This window comes from Trichocoleus sp. DQ-A3, assembly GCF_039961975.1.
Lineage (GTDB): Bacteria > Cyanobacteriota > Cyanobacteriia > Cyanobacteriales > FACHB-T130 > FACHB-T130.
In genome coordinates this window covers 21152-38832 of record NZ_JAMPKC010000017.1, presented here as the reverse complement: position 1 = coordinate 38832, position 17681 = coordinate 21152, and the positions used below count along the sequence as shown (strand labels likewise).

At 45.4% G+C, this 17681-nt stretch carries 14 protein-coding genes; 10 read left to right on the top strand and 4 right to left on the bottom strand.

Features of this window, described 5'->3' with window-relative positions; all coding sequences use genetic code 11:
* The first annotated feature begins 10 nt into the window (after positions 1-10).
* From NDI44_RS20810 to NDI44_RS20775, 8 genes are all read left to right on the top strand, one after another.
* Positions 11-1285 (top strand): hypothetical protein, encoded by a 1275-nt coding sequence (locus tag NDI44_RS20810; RefSeq protein ID WP_190416093.1) that lies wholly within the window; start codon positions 11-13, stop codon positions 1283-1285.
* On the top strand, positions 1278-2441 hold the full coding sequence (locus NDI44_RS20805) for a glycosyltransferase (RefSeq protein WP_190416092.1): 1164 nt from the start codon (positions 1278-1280) through the stop codon (positions 2439-2441). The genes NDI44_RS20810 and NDI44_RS20805 overlap by 8 nt, the downstream gene beginning before the upstream one ends.
* A complete protein-coding gene (locus NDI44_RS20800) occupies positions 2434-3264 on the top strand; it encodes a class I SAM-dependent methyltransferase (RefSeq protein WP_190416091.1) in 831 nt (276 codons plus the stop codon). Before NDI44_RS20805 ends, NDI44_RS20800 begins: the two co-directional genes overlap by 8 nt.
* Positions 3265-5232 carry an asparagine synthase (glutamine-hydrolyzing) gene (gene asnB, locus NDI44_RS20795; RefSeq protein ID WP_190416090.1) on the top strand — a complete coding sequence of 656 codons (1968 nt, stop codon included), beginning with the start codon at positions 3265-3267 and terminating at the stop codon, positions 5230-5232.
* Positions 5233-5330: 98 nt separating this feature from the next.
* A complete protein-coding gene (locus NDI44_RS20790; RefSeq protein ID WP_190416089.1) occupies positions 5331-6761 on the top strand; it encodes a hypothetical protein in 1431 nt (476 codons plus the stop codon).
* Positions 6762-7126: 365 nt separating this feature from the next.
* Entirely contained in the window at positions 7127-7333 is a 207-nt protein-coding gene (locus NDI44_RS20785; RefSeq protein ID WP_190416088.1) for a hypothetical protein, read from the top strand.
* Between the two features lie 48 nt (positions 7334-7381).
* The gene (locus tag NDI44_RS20780) at positions 7382-8686 is read left to right on the top strand and encodes a nucleotide sugar dehydrogenase (protein ID WP_190416087.1); all 1305 of its coding nucleotides are present in this window, start codon (positions 7382-7384) and stop codon (positions 8684-8686) included.
* 241 nt (positions 8687-8927) lie between these two features.
* Positions 8928-10106, top strand: coding sequence for a glycosyltransferase family 4 protein (locus NDI44_RS20775; RefSeq protein ID WP_190416086.1), 1179 nt, complete (start codon positions 8928-8930; stop codon positions 10104-10106).
* Positions 10107-10595: 489 nt separating this feature from the next.
* Here NDI44_RS20775 and NDI44_RS20770 read toward each other — a convergent pair whose 3' ends face one another.
* The 3 genes from NDI44_RS20770 to NDI44_RS20760 all read right to left on the bottom strand — a co-directional run bounded on the left by NDI44_RS20770 (position 10596) and on the right by NDI44_RS20760 (position 13324).
* Entirely contained in the window at positions 10596-11642 is a 1047-nt protein-coding gene (locus NDI44_RS20770; RefSeq protein ID WP_190416084.1) for a fatty acid desaturase, read from the bottom strand.
* A gap of 203 nt (positions 11643-11845) precedes the next feature.
* The gene (locus NDI44_RS20765; protein WP_190416083.1) at positions 11846-12109 is read right to left on the bottom strand and encodes a hypothetical protein; all 264 of its coding nucleotides are present in this window, start codon (positions 12107-12109) and stop codon (positions 11846-11848) included.
* Between the two features lie 258 nt (positions 12110-12367).
* The gene (locus tag NDI44_RS20760; protein ID WP_190416082.1) at positions 12368-13324 is read right to left on the bottom strand and encodes an aldo/keto reductase; all 957 of its coding nucleotides are present in this window, start codon (positions 13322-13324) and stop codon (positions 12368-12370) included.
* Between the two features lie 114 nt (positions 13325-13438).
* On the opposite strand from NDI44_RS20760, the gene NDI44_RS20755 reads away from it, so the two are divergent.
* Positions 13439-14887, top strand: a complete 1449-nt coding sequence (locus NDI44_RS20755; protein ID WP_190416081.1) for a BCD family MFS transporter — start codon at positions 13439-13441, stop codon at positions 14885-14887.
* Positions 14888-14960: 73 nt separating this feature from the next.
* Positions 14961-15767 (top strand): inositol monophosphatase family protein, encoded by an 807-nt coding sequence (locus tag NDI44_RS20750; RefSeq protein ID WP_190416080.1) that lies wholly within the window; start codon positions 14961-14963, stop codon positions 15765-15767.
* 167 nt (positions 15768-15934) lie between these two features.
* On the opposite strand, the gene ggt is transcribed toward NDI44_RS20750, so the two are convergent.
* Positions 15935-17680, bottom strand: coding sequence for a gamma-glutamyltransferase (ggt, locus tag NDI44_RS20745; RefSeq protein ID WP_190416079.1), 1746 nt, complete (start codon positions 17678-17680; stop codon positions 15935-15937).
* Position 17681 lies beyond the last annotated feature (1 nt).

The window sequence follows — 17681 nt, the reverse complement described above, 5'->3', positions numbered from 1 at the left end:
GAAAACTAAGGTGGATTCACTGTTTGCATATCTACTATATTTAGCCACCTTGTCCCCTGTTGTTTGGGGTTCATTAAACAGCAAAAATTATTTTTTATTGATATTTGGGTTTGTTTATTCTATTTATTCTTTAGGGTTTATCATTAAAGATTTTAAATTTCAATACTTTTATGAGATATTTCATATAAATTTTAATGCAGATAATTACATTTTACTTATAATTATTAATTTAAGTATGCTAGCTATTATTATTTTAGATAGGGTTTATTTTAAGAATACAATAAAAAGTAACTATTCAATTAAAATTAATAAATTAAGAATTTTATCATATATTTTCATAAGCTTAGGTTCTTTAGCACTTCTAAACGAATTAGCTTTCTATGGTTTAAAGGATTTTATTTTATTAAATAAAGCGACTAGATTTGCTGAAATTTTAAAAAAAACACCCAATCTTTATTTTATCTCTATTAACTATCATCTTTTCTTACTAAGTGGTTTTTACGGGGTTGCTTCAACTAGTAAAAAAAAATTTAGTAGATACATCATCTATGCTTTGATGCTTATTGTGGGTATAGTTGGCTTGCTTCAAGGGTTTAGATACTATGTAGGTATCTTATTTATGTTATTCATTTTAAATTATCAAGCTAGAAATAAGTTACCGGTAGTAAAAGTAGTAGTCTTAACAATTATTGGTTTAGTATTGAGCGAATTATCAAGGGTAGTAGCTGGATACATTTTTTTCTATAATTGGGTAGGCAAATATGGATTTATTAATTATTTCTTAAGAGTTTTTGAGACTTATAACATTTTTATACCGAAAGAAATAGCTGCCATAACTACTAATACATATATTGGATTGTCAAATTTGGATAAGCTAAAACCTGATTTACTAGGTTACATTATAAAACTTTTTCCTTTAAGCGAACGATTTTATGATTTTAAAAATTTCGAGCACTTTTATGCCCAAATTGCTACAATTTCTGGATTGAGGCTAGAAACAGGTCAAGGGACTGCGTTCTCGTTTTTTTTGGAAAACCATACTTCGTATTTTTTCCCAATGTTTTTTGCAGCTCTTGTTTCATATCTATGGCGCATACACCAGTCACCTATCTTACTTGTTATTCTAATCAACCTAGCGCTAAATCTTGTAAGAAATGGTCTAATAATATCAATAGGAGAGTTGAAAACTCCCTTGTTAATATATTTTTTATTTTATTTTGCACTTCAATTAATTTTTGTAAAAAACTCTCGTAAGTATCCACTCGATATTAATCCATATGGTTAATTGGGCGGCTAAATCAACAAGACGATTATGTATCGCTTTTATCATTACTGGCCTAGGGACTGGCGGTGCTGAAATGATGCTCTATAAGCTGTTATCTCGGATAAATCGGGAAGAGTTTAATCCGGTTCTGATCTCTTTAATGGATAGAGGAACCTTGGGCGAGCGCATCGCCGCCCTAGATATCCCAGTTCACACCATTGGCATGCAACATGGAATCCCGACATTAGCCTCTATAGGGCGACTAATTCGCACAGTACGCCAAATTAAACCTCATTTGATTCAAGGCTGGATGTCTCACGGCAATCTTGCTGCACAATTAGTTAACATTTTTTTACCCGGGCAAGTTCCTGTAGCGTGGAATATTCGTCACTCTGCTTTGTCACTATCAGACACTAAAGTAAAAACTATATTAATTATTAAAATTCTTTCCTACTTATCTTACTTTCCCAAGAGAGTGATTTATGCATGTAAAGTTGGTGCCGACGAGCATTATAAAATTGGCTATTGCAACAAGAAAAACATCATTATTTCCAATGGTTTTGATACAGAACTATTTACACCATCATTAGAAGCTCGTGCCACTGTTCGCTTAGAGCTAAATCTGGCTGAAGAGAGTTTTATGATTGGTCTAGTTGGACGTTTTCATCCCATGAAAGACCACGAAAACTTTCTTAAAGCTGCTGCATTATTAGTAAAAATTAAGCCAGATGTAAAGTTTGTTCTTGCTGGTCAGGGAGTTGATTGGCAAAATCAACTTTTATGTCGGCTAATCCAGGAGCTAGGAATTTATCCCTACGTACACTTACTTGGTGAACGTCAAGATGTGCCGCGCCTCACGGCTGCTCTGGATATTGCTTCTTGTTCTTCTTATTGTGAAGGTTTTCCGAATGTCATTGGCGAGGCTATGTCTTGTGGTGTACCCTGCGTAGTTACGGATGTAGGGGATGCAGCCTGGATTGTGGGAGAAACAGGTTGCGTAGTGCCACCCAGCAATCCAGAAGCTTTAAGTAGAGGGTGGTTACAGTTAATGGAAATAGGAGCTAAAGGAAGATATGAACTAGGGAGAAAAGCACGGGAACGTATTAAAGAGAAGTTTTCCATAGAGAGTATAGTCAAACAATATGAAGAAACGTACAAACAGGTAATTTATGGATAAAAATATTGATTTTAAAGTAGTTGAAGGATTTGGTGATGAGTGGAGTAAATTTGACCAATCCGGACTTTCAGATCAAGAAAATCTAAAAATATTTAACTCATACTTTGATATTTTAGATTGGGATAAATTGCCAAAAGATGCTGTTGGCTTTGACCTTGGGTGTGGTAGCGGTCGTTGGGCCAAGCTAGTTGCACCGCGAGTTGGCAAATTGCACTGTATAGATCCAAGCCTTGCTGCATTAAATGTGGCTAAAAAAAATTTATGCCAACATCATAATTGCCAGTTTCATCTAGTAAGTGTTGACGAAATTCCCTTAGTTGATGGATTCGCTGATTTTGGATATGCTCTAGGGGTGTTGCACCATGTTCCCGATACGGAAGCAGGAATTAAGTCTTGTGTACTAAAGTTAAAAACAGGTGCCCCCTTTCTGCTTTATTTGTACTACTCATTTGATAATCGACCTGGGTGGTTCAGAATAATATGGAAAATTAGTGAATCTGGGCGTTTTATAATTTCTCGCTCACCTTACTTCATAAGATACCTGTTAAGTCAAGTTATAGCCTTTATTATTTATCTGCCGCTGGCGAGATTCTCGCTAATTCTGGAAAATTTTGGTGTGAATGTTAGTTCTATACCTCTGTCTTTTTACAGAAATAAAAGTTTTTATGTGATGCGGAATGATGCGTTAGATCGGTTTGGCACAAAACTAGAGAAAAGATTTTCTAAAAATGAGATATATCAAATGATGGAGAATGCGGGGCTGGAAGAGATTGTATTTAGCGATCGCCCTCCTTACTGGTGTGCAGTGGGCTACAAAAAATAGATGTGCGGTATTACAGGTTTTTGGGACACATCCTGCCAAAAAAGCGCATTGCAGATGCAGGCGATCGCGCAGAAAATGTCAAATACCCTACTCCATCGAGGGCCAGATGACGGCGGAGTATGGGTGGATGCTGCATCTGGGATTGGTTTTGGGCATCGGCGACTGGCGATTGTAGACCTTTCCCCAGAAGGACATCAGCCGATGGTGTCTGCAAATGGGCGCTATGTAATTGTATTCAATGGCGAGATTTATAACTTTTTAGAATTGCGGCGAGAATTGGAACGGCTAGGACATCGGTTTCGCGGTCGTTCCGACACAGAGGTGATGCTGGCTGCTTTCAGCGAGTGGGACGTGGAACCAGCAGTCAAACGTTTTAACGGGATGTTTGCCTTTGCGTTGTGGGATTGGCAAGAGCGAGTTTTACATTTAGGGCGAGACAAACTAGGCGAAAAACCCCTCTATTACGGCTGGATAAATGGAACTTTTTTATTTGCATCTGAATTAAAAGCTATCAAGGCTTATCCTAATTTCGAGGCTGAAATTAACCGGGATGCCTTAGCCTTGTTTATGCGGCATAACTACATCCCAGCACCCTATTCCGTCTATAAAGGTATTTACAAGCTACCCCCTGGCACTCTTCTAAGTTGGAATGGGGGTGCGACTCGTTCTCCTACCGTACCCTATTGGTCTGCCAAGGAAGTTGCTGAATCGGGTATTGCTAACCCTTTCACAGGTTCAAAGTCGGAAGCAGTAGAACAGTTGGAAGCTTTGTTACAGCAAGCAGTACATCTGCGAATGGTGGCAGATGTGCCCTTGGGTGCTTTCCTGTCAGGGGGCATCGATTCTTCGACTGTAGTTGCCTTGATGCAGCAGGTTTCCAGCCAACAAGTGAAAACATTTACCATCGGTTTTGATGAAGACGCTTTCAATGAAGCAGCTTATGCCAAGGCTGTCGCCAAGCATCTAGGTACAGACCATACAGAACTGTATGTGACACCAGAGGAAGCACTAGCAGTTATCCCCAAGCTACCGATGCTGTACGATGAACCCTTCTCCGACTCATCCCAGATTCCTACCTTCTTAGTGTCTCAACTTGCCAGACAGCAAGTTACCGTTGCCCTTTCCGGAGATGGCGGCGATGAACTATTTGCTGGCTACAACCGCTACTTCTGGGGTGCCAAAATTTGGCAGCAGATTGGCTGGATACCACCAAGTTTGCGGCAGGTTGCAGCGAGTGCATTAACCCGCTTATCCCCTCAAGCTTGGGATCGGGGCTTTACACATTTTGATAGCCTACTACCGGCTCGACTCCAGCAACGCCATCCAGGAGACAAACTGCATAAGCTGGCTGAGATTTTGGCAGTGTCTCATCCCGATGCCATGTACAAAGGTCTAGTTTCTCACTGGAAAAACCCCGAAGCTGTAGTCATAGGTAGCTGCGAACCACCGACAATCTTAAGCGATGCCTATGGTTCGGACTCTGCCCTCCGTCAACACTGGACGCGCCTACCATCCTTTATTCAGCGAATGATGTACCTCGACACTGTCACCTATCTACCGGACGATATCCTTACCAAGGTAGACAGAGCGAGTATGGGTGTGGGTTTAGAAGCCCGCGTACCGCTGTTAGACCATCGGCTGGTCGAATTTGCTTGGCGCGTGCCGCTGTCTATGAAAATTCAGAATAAGCAAGGTAAATGGCTGTTGCGCCAAGTTTTGTGTAAGTATGTGCCAAGTAACCTGATCGAGCGTCCCAAAATGGGCTTCGGCGTTCCAATTAAACGTTGGTTGCGCGGTTCTTTACGAGACTGGGCAGAGGAACTACTTTCTGAACAGCGACTGCGGGATGAGGGTTTTTTCAATCCGCAACCGATTCGTCAGAAATGGAAGGAGCATCTTGCGGGCGATCGCAACTGGCAATACTATCTTTGGGATGTCCTGATGTTCCAAGCTTGGTTAGATGCCTGACACTCTTTATCTGAATTCCTTATCAAAACTTGATAAATGTTAAGTCAGTAATTGATCCAGTTACTCTGCCCCTAAAAATAAACTATTGGAGGATATAAATGTCTAATCTAGTTAGACCACTCCGCAAAATTCTGTTATTGGAAATCAATGAAGTTCCGTGGCAGCTTATCGATAGATTCAAAACTGATCCACGCTTTCCTCACATCAGAAAGTTTTTTGACAACGCTAAAACTTACACTACGTTAGCAGTTGATAGCGGTGAACTCTCACCTTGGGTTACTTGGCCTTCATTTTATCGGGGTATGAGTAATCAAGAGCATGGAATCAAAAATTTAGGGCAAAATCCCGGTACTTTCAAAGGTAAGCCACTCTGGGAGGAATTTCGCGAACTTGGTCTAAGTATTGGTATCTGTGGCTCTTTACAAAGTTGGCCTCCTAGCGATCCAGGTGAGGGTGGATTCTACATTCCCGATACTTTTGCTCACGACGAAAGGTGTATTCCCAGATATATTGAGTCTTTCCAAAAATTCAACCTGGGGCAAGTTGCCAAAAACGGTCTTGTTGTCAAAAAAGATAGACTGATTTCTAAAGATTTATCAGGTTTATTAGCTTCTCTACCTAAACTTGGTATTTCCAGGAGTACCATCATACAAATCGCCAAGCAGCTTTGTATGGAATGGATTGACCCACCACGTGTTGCACGTCGATCAACTTTCCAGACTATCCTTTTATGGGATATATTCAAATCTCTCTATAACGCCCATAACCCACCCGCATTTTCTACATTTTTTACGAATCATGTGGCTAGTGTAATGCACCGCTACTGGCACCATATTTTTCCTGAAGAATTTGGCGATCGCTACTTCACTCAACCCAAGATCCATGCGGCTACCATGATTTTCGCTCTTGAAATACTTGACAAAATGTTGGCTGATGCCATGCAATTGTGCAAAGTAAATCCAGAAATAACTTTAGTCTTTGCCACCAGTATGGGGCAAGCCGCAATTCATCGGGATGAATATCAAGGGTTTTCATCGGCAATTTCAGATATCCCCAAATTTATGGGTGTATTCGGCTTACAAAAAACAGATTACAAGCAACTTCTGGCAATGGTGCCGCAGATTGCTGTAGAAATTCCCGACCCAGAAGTAAGATACCATCTCATTCAAAAGTTGAATAACTGTTACTCTATGAGTGGGAAGCCACTATTCAAGGTTGAAGAAATCACTAGTAGCCTTAGTATTACTATTAGAACGCCTCCTGCTATAGACATTAAATTAAAGAAATTTATTTATAAGAATAAAAATGGAGAAAGTATTGATTTTAGTTGGGAATCAGCAGGCATTACAATACATCAAGTCGAGGCGGGCACAGCCTACCATATACCAGAAGGTATAATGGCGGTATTCGGTTGTGGAATTGTACCACAGGACTCACGACAAAGAATTAAGGCTTCATCGTGTAAATCTCTACTACTTAAACTTGCCTTTGAAACTACTGAGGTAAAAAGTGCGTATACCCTCTTATGAAGCAGGAGCATTGCTTGAAAGCTACAACAAATGATTGATTATAATCTATAGGTATCAAGCTGAATACGCCAAGTAAGGTGTATAGCAAAGGTGCTGTAGTTTGGTATTAGAACGCCTAGTAAATTAAAATATTTCAAAACGTGGAATAGAAATTAGTTGGTAATACTAGGGTGGGATAAATGGTGTAGGAATGAAACATTTTCTAAAAAATTTCTGAGTCGCTAATATAAATTGTTAGCTTTGTAGTTATGGAATTTGCTAAGTGCGTGCCACTGACAATTAAAATTAAAAAAAGTTAGGGTACATAACTTTTGCCGCAAGTTTTATGTAAGTATATGCCTCGGAACTTGATTGAGGAAACCAAAATGGGCTTTGGTATCTCGATTAAATGCTGGTTGCCAGAGTTCTGTGTGCCACTGGTGAGAAGCATTGCTTTGAGAACAGCGATCGCAGCATTGGGGTTGTTTCAATCCTCAACCCATTGGTCAGAAACAGAAGAAGCATCTATCGGGGATCGCAAGCTGGCAATATTATCTATGGGCTGTCCTAATGTTCCAGGCATGGTTAGATGACTAAAGGCAGACCGATCCGGTTCTAAACATCAAAGAGAAGCAAGTATCATGAGCGATCGCAAAGCGTTTAGGCAAACAAATCGCATTGCCGTCATCGGTCTTGGTTATGTTGGTTTACCTGTTGCCTTGGCGTTTGCCAAAAAGTTCCCCGGCACAATTGGCTTTGATAGTAATGTTGAGAAAGTCAATATCCTCATGCAGGGCATCGATCCTGCGCGTCAAGTCAGCAATGATGACTTAAAAACCTCCAATCTCCAGATATCCACCGCGATCGCCAACCTCGCCGAAGCAAATTTTTTTGTAGTCGCCGTACCAACGCCAATCGATCGCAACCACCGACCGGACTTAACCTGCCTGATCCAAGCTTCTGAAACAATTGGCAAAGTGCTACAACCAGGAGCAGTAATCGTATACGAATCCACTGTGTATCCGGGAGTAACAGAAGATATTTGTGGGCCGGTCTTAGCAAAGGTATCAGGCTTACAGCAAGGTATAGATTTTAAGCTAGGTTACTCACCAGAGCGGATCAATCCTGGCGATCGCGTTCACACCCTAGAAAACCTGGTCAAAGTCGTAGCTGGGGAGGATGCCGAAACCCTGGAACGGGTTGCCAATGTCTACGGCAGCATCATTGACGCAGGCGTTTACCGCGCCCCTTCCATCAAAATAGCCGAGGCAGCCAAAGTCATCGAGAACACTCAACGAGACTTGAACATTGCCTTGATGAACGAGTTAGCCTTAATTTGCGATCGCCTAGGCATCCGTACCTGGGATGTTTTGGCAACAGCCAAAACCAAATGGAATTTTTTGCCCTTCACACCTGGACTCGTCGGGGGTCATTGCATTGGGGTCGATCCTTATTACCTGACGACTAAAGCAGAAGAGCTGGGGTATCATCCTCAAGTCATCCTAGCCGGTCGCCGTATCAACGACAGCATGGGTACATACCTAGGACAGCGCCTAGTCAAGCTTTTAGTTCAGGCTAATCTGCCCATCAAAGGGTCGCGAATTGGGATTCTAGGGCTAACGTTTAAGGAAAATGTGCCAGACCTTCGCAATAGCCGAGTGCCAGATATTGTCGCAGAGCTGCAACAATTTGGTGTAGAGCCACTCGTACATGACCCCTTGGTCGATCCCGATGAAGCCCAGCGCTACTACAACATTGACCTTGTCCCTTGGCAAGTCTTATCCGATCTGGAGGGGCTGATCCTTGCAGTCAGTCATCAAGTCTACCTAGACATGCCCAGCGCTCAACTACTCACTTGTCTGCGCTCAGGTGGAGTATTAATGGATGTCAAATCGGTTCTTGACCCTGCTACATTACCATCCACTATCCATTATTGGAGTCTTTAGAGTATATCTGTAAGGCGCTAATTATCTTGTAGTGGCGAAGCATTCAACTAGGAATGAATCGATAGAACCCTGTTTTTCCCTAAGATTGTTAGCTCTGAAGAGAGCCCCTACCAAGAACACATCTAAGCTGGGCGAATTGACTTTATAGACAACCTTATTAGTATTGGTTTCACTATCAAGTTTATATATTTCCATACCTGCATATAAACTAATTGATAAAACTAGGGTGAGATTAAGTTGTGTGGAAAACAAAAATCGCCTGAAAATTTTGCTAGTTGCTAATACGGGCTGGTATCTTTATAACTTCCGTCTGCCTCTAGCTAGATTTTTGCGTCTTCAGGGAATCGAAGTCGTTTTAGTTTCCCCTTGGGATGCCTACGTCGAAAGGCTGGAAGCAGAAGGGTTTCGTTGGATTCAACTGCGGCTGAGTCGGCGGAGTATCAACCCTCTAGTAGAACTCTTAACCATTGCTCACTTAACATACATTTACCTTCGTGAGAAGCCCTCCGCTGTCCATCACTTTACAATTAAGTGCGTTCTGTACGGAACGATTGGTGCAAAGCTAAGTAGAACCAGAGCAGTTGTGAATGCTGTAACCGGCTTGGGCTACATCTTTATTAGCACCGAGTGGAAGGCTCGTATTTTACAACCGATTATCCGGTTTCTGTATCGGCAGATATTGACTGCTCGTAGAGTGAGGGTTGTGTTCCAGAATATGGATGATCTGCAAGCTTTTGCAGACCGAAAGTTGATCGTTCCGGACCGGACGGTACTAATCAGAAGCTCTGGTGTTGACTTGAAGCGCTTTTCACCACGTCCTAGTCACCCTGATGCTCCACCTGCTCCGGTTGTGTTGTTCGCCGCTAGGCTGCTAGTTGATAAGGGTCTGATTGAATACGTTGAAGCTGCCCGCATCCTCAAAACAAAAGGAGTCTGCGCGACCTTTCAAATAGCAGGTGTCCCAGACACCGGAAATCCATCTTCAATTTCTGAGACGACCTTGGAGCAGTGGCGCAGGGAAGGAGCGGTTGACCTTCTAGGGTATGTAGAGAAGATGGAAAACCCGATCGCCTTATCAACCGTTGTTGTGCTTCCTTCCTACCGGGAAGGTGTGCCTCGGATTTTACTAGAAGCAGCTGCGATGGGGAAACCACTGGTAGCAACGGATGTCCCTGGCTGTCGAGAGGTGGTTATTCCTGGCGAAAATGGCTTTCTGGTTCCAGTTAAAAATGCTCGGCTGCTGGCTAATGCCATTGAGGTACTCCTGAAAGATCCAGATCTGTGCAAAGCAATGGGGGACGCCGGGAGAGAGAAGGTGTTACGTGAATTTGATGACCAGGATGTGGTAAGAAGGACGGTAAAAGTCTACGAAGTAATAGGAGTAAGACTATCAAGCGACATGGCAGCAACTGAGCAATAGCGATTAATTTCTAATTCTTGGAGTTGGTTGAGCAGTGGTTGGTAACGGTAGCCTCACTCACCCGCAGCAAAGGCAAACTGATGAAGATGTTTCATCCCCAGCGCAAAAGATACCATTTTTGTGTTTAGCTAGTTCTGCCTTTATCTTGCTATTAATCGAGATTATTCCTGTGGGAATAGGGATTACTTTCTATCTAAGCACCCTTGCCCCAAGCTATAAACGCTAGGTGGAGAACCAAACTAGGAAAAGTTTATTGCTCAAGTTGTCCAAATTATCTGTTACTGCAAATTTGGGTTTTCCAGGCACGCCGCCTAACCAAACTCGTGAAATTTTTCGTGCAGATGAAATTCCGGAGTGGTGGGTACATCTCGACCGGCGTGCAGTTGATCCGTCACCTAAAAATACCCTTTTGCCAAAAAAAACACCCCATTCCTAAAAAGTCAAGGGTGCTTGAAAGAGTGTATACCTGATTATTTTGGAGCTGCTAGCCTATCGCCCAAAGTGGTAGTCCTCAAAAGACTGGTAGTAAGAGTCTTCGGGATTGTACAGGTGACATTCATCTGTAATCTGCTTCATCAAAGACCAAGAGAAGCGACATTCACGAATTGAGTCTCCCCACTTTTCTTGGATACTGCGATGAGCTAGTCGCAAGTTATAGGAGGGAATTGCGGTAGAAATATGGTGGGGAATATGAACGTTGATGTCGTGGCAGAGAAATTCCACCCAGCGCGGATAATCGCAATGGACGGTTCCAAAGAGTTGCGCTTGAGCTTGATTCCACTCGTTGGCGGGGGTGAAGGGAATTTCCGGCGCTGTGTGGTGAACCAAGGTAAAGGTACTCATCCAGAAGTGGTACACCAGCCAGGGTAGAAGCCAAAATTTGACAAACCCCCAGATGCCGATTGTGGCAATTAATAAGGGGAAAGCTACGCTGGCAAATCCCAACACGACTATCGCCGATAATTTCACCTTCTGGCGGTCTTTGCCTTTAAATTGCCACCAATTAAAATGCATAACGCCCCAGTGGACAATCGAAGCCACCCACCAAAATCGACCCCGCAGTAAGCGATAGCCCCACTGTCCCAAGCTTCCTAAACTGTTATAAAACTCTGGTTGAAAGGGTTCCCAAGCATTGTCTTCATTAAGCTTATTGGTGTGGGCATGATGGTAATTGTGCAGAATCCGCCAACTGTGGAAAGGATAAATTAGCGGCAGCATGAATAAATGCCCCACGAGATCGTTCACCCAGCGCCGATTGGCAAAGGAGCGGTGTCCGCAGTCATGACCAATCACAAAAAAACCAGTCAACCCTGTGCCGATAAAAATCCAGAGGGGAGGTAAAAGAAACCAGGGAGCGATCGCTAAACCCCAGTAGCCCAAGCCAACCATTAAAACGTTAATCAGCGCTGTGAGCCAAGCTTTGCGGCGATTCTTGGTAAAAACCTCACGCGGTAGACTTCTCAAAATGTCTCTTAGGTGCAGGCTGTCAGTGGTTGCATCCGAGTTCGGGATCGTTGCTGGGATGGTCGATGTCATGCAGAGATTAAAGTTCTCGTGGTTTTCGTTGAGTGCAGTGCGTTTATACGCGCACAAAAATACTGCCCGATACAGATTTGTGGCAGGCAGTATTTTTGATCGGCGAATGATTTATAACTTCGGGCAAACGAAGCTAGCACCGAAGAGTTGCCGATAGAGTTACAAACAGCATTTCTAGGGATAAAAGCCTCTTCCTACGAACCTTACGGGTTAGCGGTGCTGGGTGTCGCCGCCATCTCGCGATCCGATGCTAACCGCTGCTGTTTGATTGTTTGCAGCTGTTGCAAGAGAATTTCAACTTCCGCCTGCAAATGCAGGAACTTAACTTGCTGGTCGGCTTGATAGACAGCTTTGGTCACAGGCTTCAGATGCTTTTCACCAGTTGGGGCTGTCAAAAGATTGCTCAGCGGCTCGGAATTGCCAACAGAGTCTTGCGGACGGGTCAGTGTAGATGAACGAGTGGACATCAGCTAAACAGATATTTCTGTGTACTCACACCATCCAGTAATTTTAGCCTGAAGTGGTAACTAAGTTAAATTTTATGTGTCGCTTTTCTAATTGGCTAAAAAAATGCTGTGTTCTGTAGAAGTTAGGTCGGTACTGCTACCTTTGTCGCTCTGGCGGATGCAGGCTGCGCCTACGGGTCGAATACGGCTCGCGTCGTTCCTTCAATAATGGACACAATCGAGGCGGTGCCTCGATTGCGAACCAAATTTAAAATCGGTTTAATTTCGCCAAGGACGACTCACCTGTTCCAATTGGGCAACTTCCTCGCTGCTCAATTCCCAACCGAGCGCCCCGGCATTCTGCCGCGCCTGTTCGGCTGTCTTTGCGCCTGGAATCGCAATCACATCGTTCTGAGCGATTAACCAATTGAGGGCAACCTGAGCGGGGGTTTTTTGATACTTTTCCCCTAACTGACTCAGCAAGGATGTCACTGGGGAGATTTTCTCTAAGCCGCTGCGGCTGAAGCGAGAGTCAAATCTGCGGGCACCCGTCGGTTCCTGGTACTTCTCAACGGTGTACTTACCAGTGAGTAACCCTTGTGCAAGAGGGCTGTAAGCCAGGATTGTCACCCCCAGTTGACGCGCTGTGTCTAGAATGCCGTTGGTTTCGATTTGTCGAGTTAGCAGAGAATAGCGTACTTGGTTCACCGCTAAAGGCACACCCCTGGCTGCCAGCAGTTGGTGGGCTTCTTTCATTTGTTCGGCTGAATAATTGCTGACGCCGACTGTCGCAATTCTGCCTCGCTTCACCTCATCGGCTAGAGCATTCATCAGCGTCTCTTGACTCATCAAAAAGGTAAAAGGCCAATGCACCTGATAGAGGGCGACTTGCTCAACCCGCAGACGTTTTAAACTTTCTGTTAAAGCATCTGAGACCGATTGAGCCGTGAATCGCCAAGGGGCAGGGCCGTATTTAGTAGCAATTTGGGCAGGACATCCAGTTTCTTGCATGAACTTTCCCAAAAGTGACTCTGACTCTCCGAACCCATAAATCTCAGCAGTATCAAAAAAGGTAATGCCGGAATTTAGCGTGGCTTCAAAGGCTTCTCGTAGTTGGGCTTCCCCGTAATCGCTGCCATAATTCCAAAACAGCTTGTCCCCCCAAGCCCAAGTGCCGATACCGAGTTGGGTGACTGTGGGACCATCGCGTCCTAAAGTAATCGTTTGTAGGCTCAAAATTTCTACTCTTTACAAAACTTTATATTTTTCAGTTTAACGTCGCAGACAGTCGCAGATGAGTATGGTGAAATGAAAACAGCAAAAGATGCTTTCATTTGCTTTTAAAAAAAGATGGCAACAGGTGATATATCAAATTTGCAACCAGAAGACTCGAAACCCCGCGAGTCATTTCCTCCCAAGGTGAATTTATTCACCATGTTCCGACTCGGCTTATTTCAGATGGGATTGGGGATGATGTCCGTTTTGGCGCTGGGCATCCTCAACAGAGTCATGATTGGGGAGTTAGCAATTCCTGCCACAATTGCAGCGGGTGCCTTGGCGATGCACCAGTTTGTTGCCCCAGTGCGAGTGTGGTTTGGGCAAATGTCGGATGCAAAGCCGATATTGGGGTATCACCGCACGGGTTATGTGTGGATAGGTGCAACACTGTTTGCGATCGCATCCTTCCTCGCCGTACAAGTTATGTGGCGTCTGGGCAATGTGGTGCAAGCTGCTGGGGGTTGGTCGTGGACAACCCAAACCTACGGCTGGACTGGTTTGCTGGCACTTGTGTTCGTGTTTTATGGCGTGGCGCTGAGTATGAGTTCGACTCCCTTTGCCGCGATGTTGGTGGATGTTTCCGATGAAGATAATCGTTCTAAACTCGTCGGGATTGTCTGGTCTATGTTGATGGTGGGAATTGTTATCGGGGCAATTCTCGGCAGCAGTTTGCTCAAGCAAGTCGGCACAGACGCACCCCTATCAGCATTGCAAGCCTCGATCGACCGCTTGTTTATGATTGTACCGGCGACCGTGGTGGGTCTGGCATTGCTGGCGACGGTGGGCGTCGAGAAAAAATATTCCCGCTATACCTCTCGTTCCACTTTAGTAGAGCGAGAAGATAGCATTACCTTGGGTAAGGCATTGCGAGTGTTAACCGCTAACCGGCAAACGGGAATCTTTTTTACGTTTTTGCTGGTGATGACGATTAGTTTGTTTATGCAGGAAGCAGTCTTAGAACCTTATGGGGGCGAGGTTTTCCGAATGCCAGTTTCGGAAACAACCAAGCTGAATGCTTACTGGGGACTGGGAACCCTGATTGGAATTAGCAGCACTGGTTTTTTGATTGTGCCGCGCCTAGGTAAGCAAAAAACCGCTAAGCTAGGCTGTTTGTTAGTAGCCGCTTGTTTTGTGTTGATTATCCTGTCAGGATTTAGCCAAAATCAAAAGTTATTGCAGGGTGCGTTATTCTTGTTTGGGCTTGGCTCTGGTGTCACAACCACCGGCGCGATTAGCTTAATGCTGGATCTGACAGCAGCGGAAACAGCCGGTACGTTTATCGGTGCTTGGGGATTGGCGCAGGCAATGGCACGGGCACTGGCAACCGTGACGGGAGGTGCTGTTTTGGATGTGGGGAAACAGCTATTTGCAAACCCGGTACTCTCTTATGGATTGGTATTTGCGCTGCAAGCCGTGGGGATGGTGCTAGCGGTTTGGTTCCTCAGTCGGGTAAATGTGTCAGAATTTCGCACAGATGCCAAAAATGCGATCGCAACTGTCCTGGAAGGTGAATTAGACTAACGAATTGCGAATAGATCATCGCTAATGGTGAATTGTATTGCCATTAGCCATCAACCCCGAACCACGAACGCAGATGACAGATTTTTGGGAGAAGGTTCTCAGCTTTGCACAAGAGACGACGGTTAGACTCGGTGAGCAACTGCTGCAAGATTTTGGGCAGATCCAGGCAGAACATAAAGCAGATGGGAGTTTGGTAACGCAGGCAGATAAGTGGGCGGATCGAGAAATTCGAGAAGCGATCGCGCGCACATTCCCGACTCACGATGTTTTAAGCGAAGAGGCAGAACATACTTTTTTCGGTTCCGAATGGTGCTGGGTGATCGATCCGGTTGATGGCACCACCAATTTTACGCGGGGAATTCCGATCTGGGGAATTTCAATGGGATTGCTGTATCAAGGCACTCCGGTATTCGGGTACGTGTATTTTCCCCCCACCAGACAATCTTTTCACGGTTTTTGGCACGGTGAAGGTGGTGACAATGGTGCTTTTTTAAATAATCGCCCGATTCACACTAGTCCAGATGCTCCGAGTAATAGTCACTTCTTCTGCGTGTGTGCCAGAAGTACCTCTATTTTGCAGAAACCTTTCCCCTGCAAAATCCGGATGCTGGGCGTCACTACCTACAATTTCCTGGCAGTTGCTTCCGGTACCAGCTTGGGCGGGGTTGAATCTACCCCCAAAGTTTGGGATATTGCAGCAGTCTGGGCAATTTTGCAGGCGGCGGGTGGGGTTTGGATACCGCTAAATTCAAAACCCGTGTTTCCTTTGCAAAAAGGAGTAAATTATGGCAGTATTTCTTTCCCGACTTTAGTCGTGAGTCGTCCCGAACTCGTCTCAACTTTTCAACCTTTAGTGCAATTTTTGGGCAATAACAATTGACACTCCCGCTCTTTAAGGAAAGCTTCTCACATCTAGCTGAGGGCGGTTGAAATCAATCCTCTTCCCTGAGCCCTCTTCCCTGACTCCTCAGCCCTCACTCTTTTTCTCTCAGCCCTCAGTCCTCAGTCCTCAGTCCTCAGCCCTCAGTCCTCTTCCCTCAGCCCTCTCTAATAACCGCTTGGGGCACCTTCGCCGCGAGGATCGGCAGCCCCTTCTAATAAGCCATCAGGAGTAACGACGATCGCGTTCGCATTTCCCCAAGGCGATCGCTCTTCGATTTTGTGCCCTCGACGACTCAGTTCTGCAAGCGTGGCAGCGTCTAAACCGTAAGGTTCCACGTTCAGCTTGTCAGGAAGCCATTGATGATGGATGCGGGGGGCAGAAACGGCGGCACCGGCATCCCTGCCGTATTCCAGGACGTTGAGGACAACTTGCATCACGGTAGTAATGATCGTGCTACCTCCAGGCGCACCGACAGCCATCCGCAGCTTGCCATTTTCGGTGACGATCGTTGGGGTCATACTGGAGAGGGGAATTTTGCCGGGAGCGATCGCATTCGCTTCACCGCCCACTAATCCAAAAACGTTGGGGACTCCCGGCGCAGCGGCAAAATCGTCCATCTCGTCATTTAGCAGAATTCCCGTTCCCGGCACCACTACACCCGATCCAAACCCGTAGTTAATCGTGAACGTGAGGCTGACAGTATTGCGCTCCTCATCGACTACCGTTAAATGAGACGTATCTTGCGATTCCTTGGGCTTGCCAAAGCCCTGTAGCGTCTCCTGATTCCCTGCCTTTACCTCAGTGGAAGCTCGTGCCCGTTCTAGACTAATTTCCTGGCGTCTTTTGGCGGCGTATGCCGGATCGATCAGAGCGTTAACCGGGACTTTTACAAAAGCCGGATCGCCCAAATGTACAGCCCGATCCGCATAAGCGATCCGCATTGCTTCCACCATCAAATGCAGGGAGTCTGGGTGGTGCCATCCTTTGGATTTTAAGTCAGTTTCCCCAATAATATTTAAGATTTGCAGCAGGTGAACGCCTCCTGACGAAGGCGGCGGCATCGAGCAAATCCGAGCAGCGCGGAAATTGCCGCAGACGGGGGCACGCCAAGCCGTTTTATAAGATTTTAGGTCATCAAGGGAAATCAAACCCCCATTTTTTGCCATATCGCTCGCGATCGCGCGGGCAATGTCGCCAGTATAGAAGTCTTGAGGATTGAGGGCGATCGCTTGTAAGGTTTTGGCCAAATCTTTTTGTACCAGCTTCTCTCCCGGTGCAAACAAAGTGCCGTTCGGCGCAAAAATTTGTCGGGCTGCGGGATTATTGAGAATGGCATCCTTACGGTTTCCCGCAACTTGGGCAAAACGCGAGGTAGGGTTAATCGTAGAGCCTTCGTTGGCAAAACGAATCGCCGGTGCGATCGTTTCTTTCCAGGGAAGTTTGCCATACTCGCGATGGAGTTCGTACAGTCCCGCTACCGTTCCGGGCACTGCGACTGACAAATATCCATTGACACTGGCATTGGGACGCACTTTCCCTGCTGCATCCAGATACATATCCCGCGTTGCCTTCAGGGGGGCGCGTTCGCGGAAGTCAAGCGCTTTGATTTCTCCAGTTTTCTCCAAGCGTACCAGGGCAAAACCCCCGCCGCCGATCCCAGCCGAAAAAGGCTCGACAACGGAAATGGCAAAAGCAGTTGCCACGGCTGCATCGACTGCATTGCCTCCCTTACGTAACATACTCAACCCGGCATCACTTGCCAGTCGGTGAGCGGAGACAACCATCCCCCGTTTGCTTCGGAGGGGCTGTACAAATGCTGCGGGTGCTTTGTCGCACCAAGACACGGAGACAGAGACAAGAACTGTCACCAGTGCTGCGGAAAAACGCTTAGACCTTAGAGAAATAGGCATT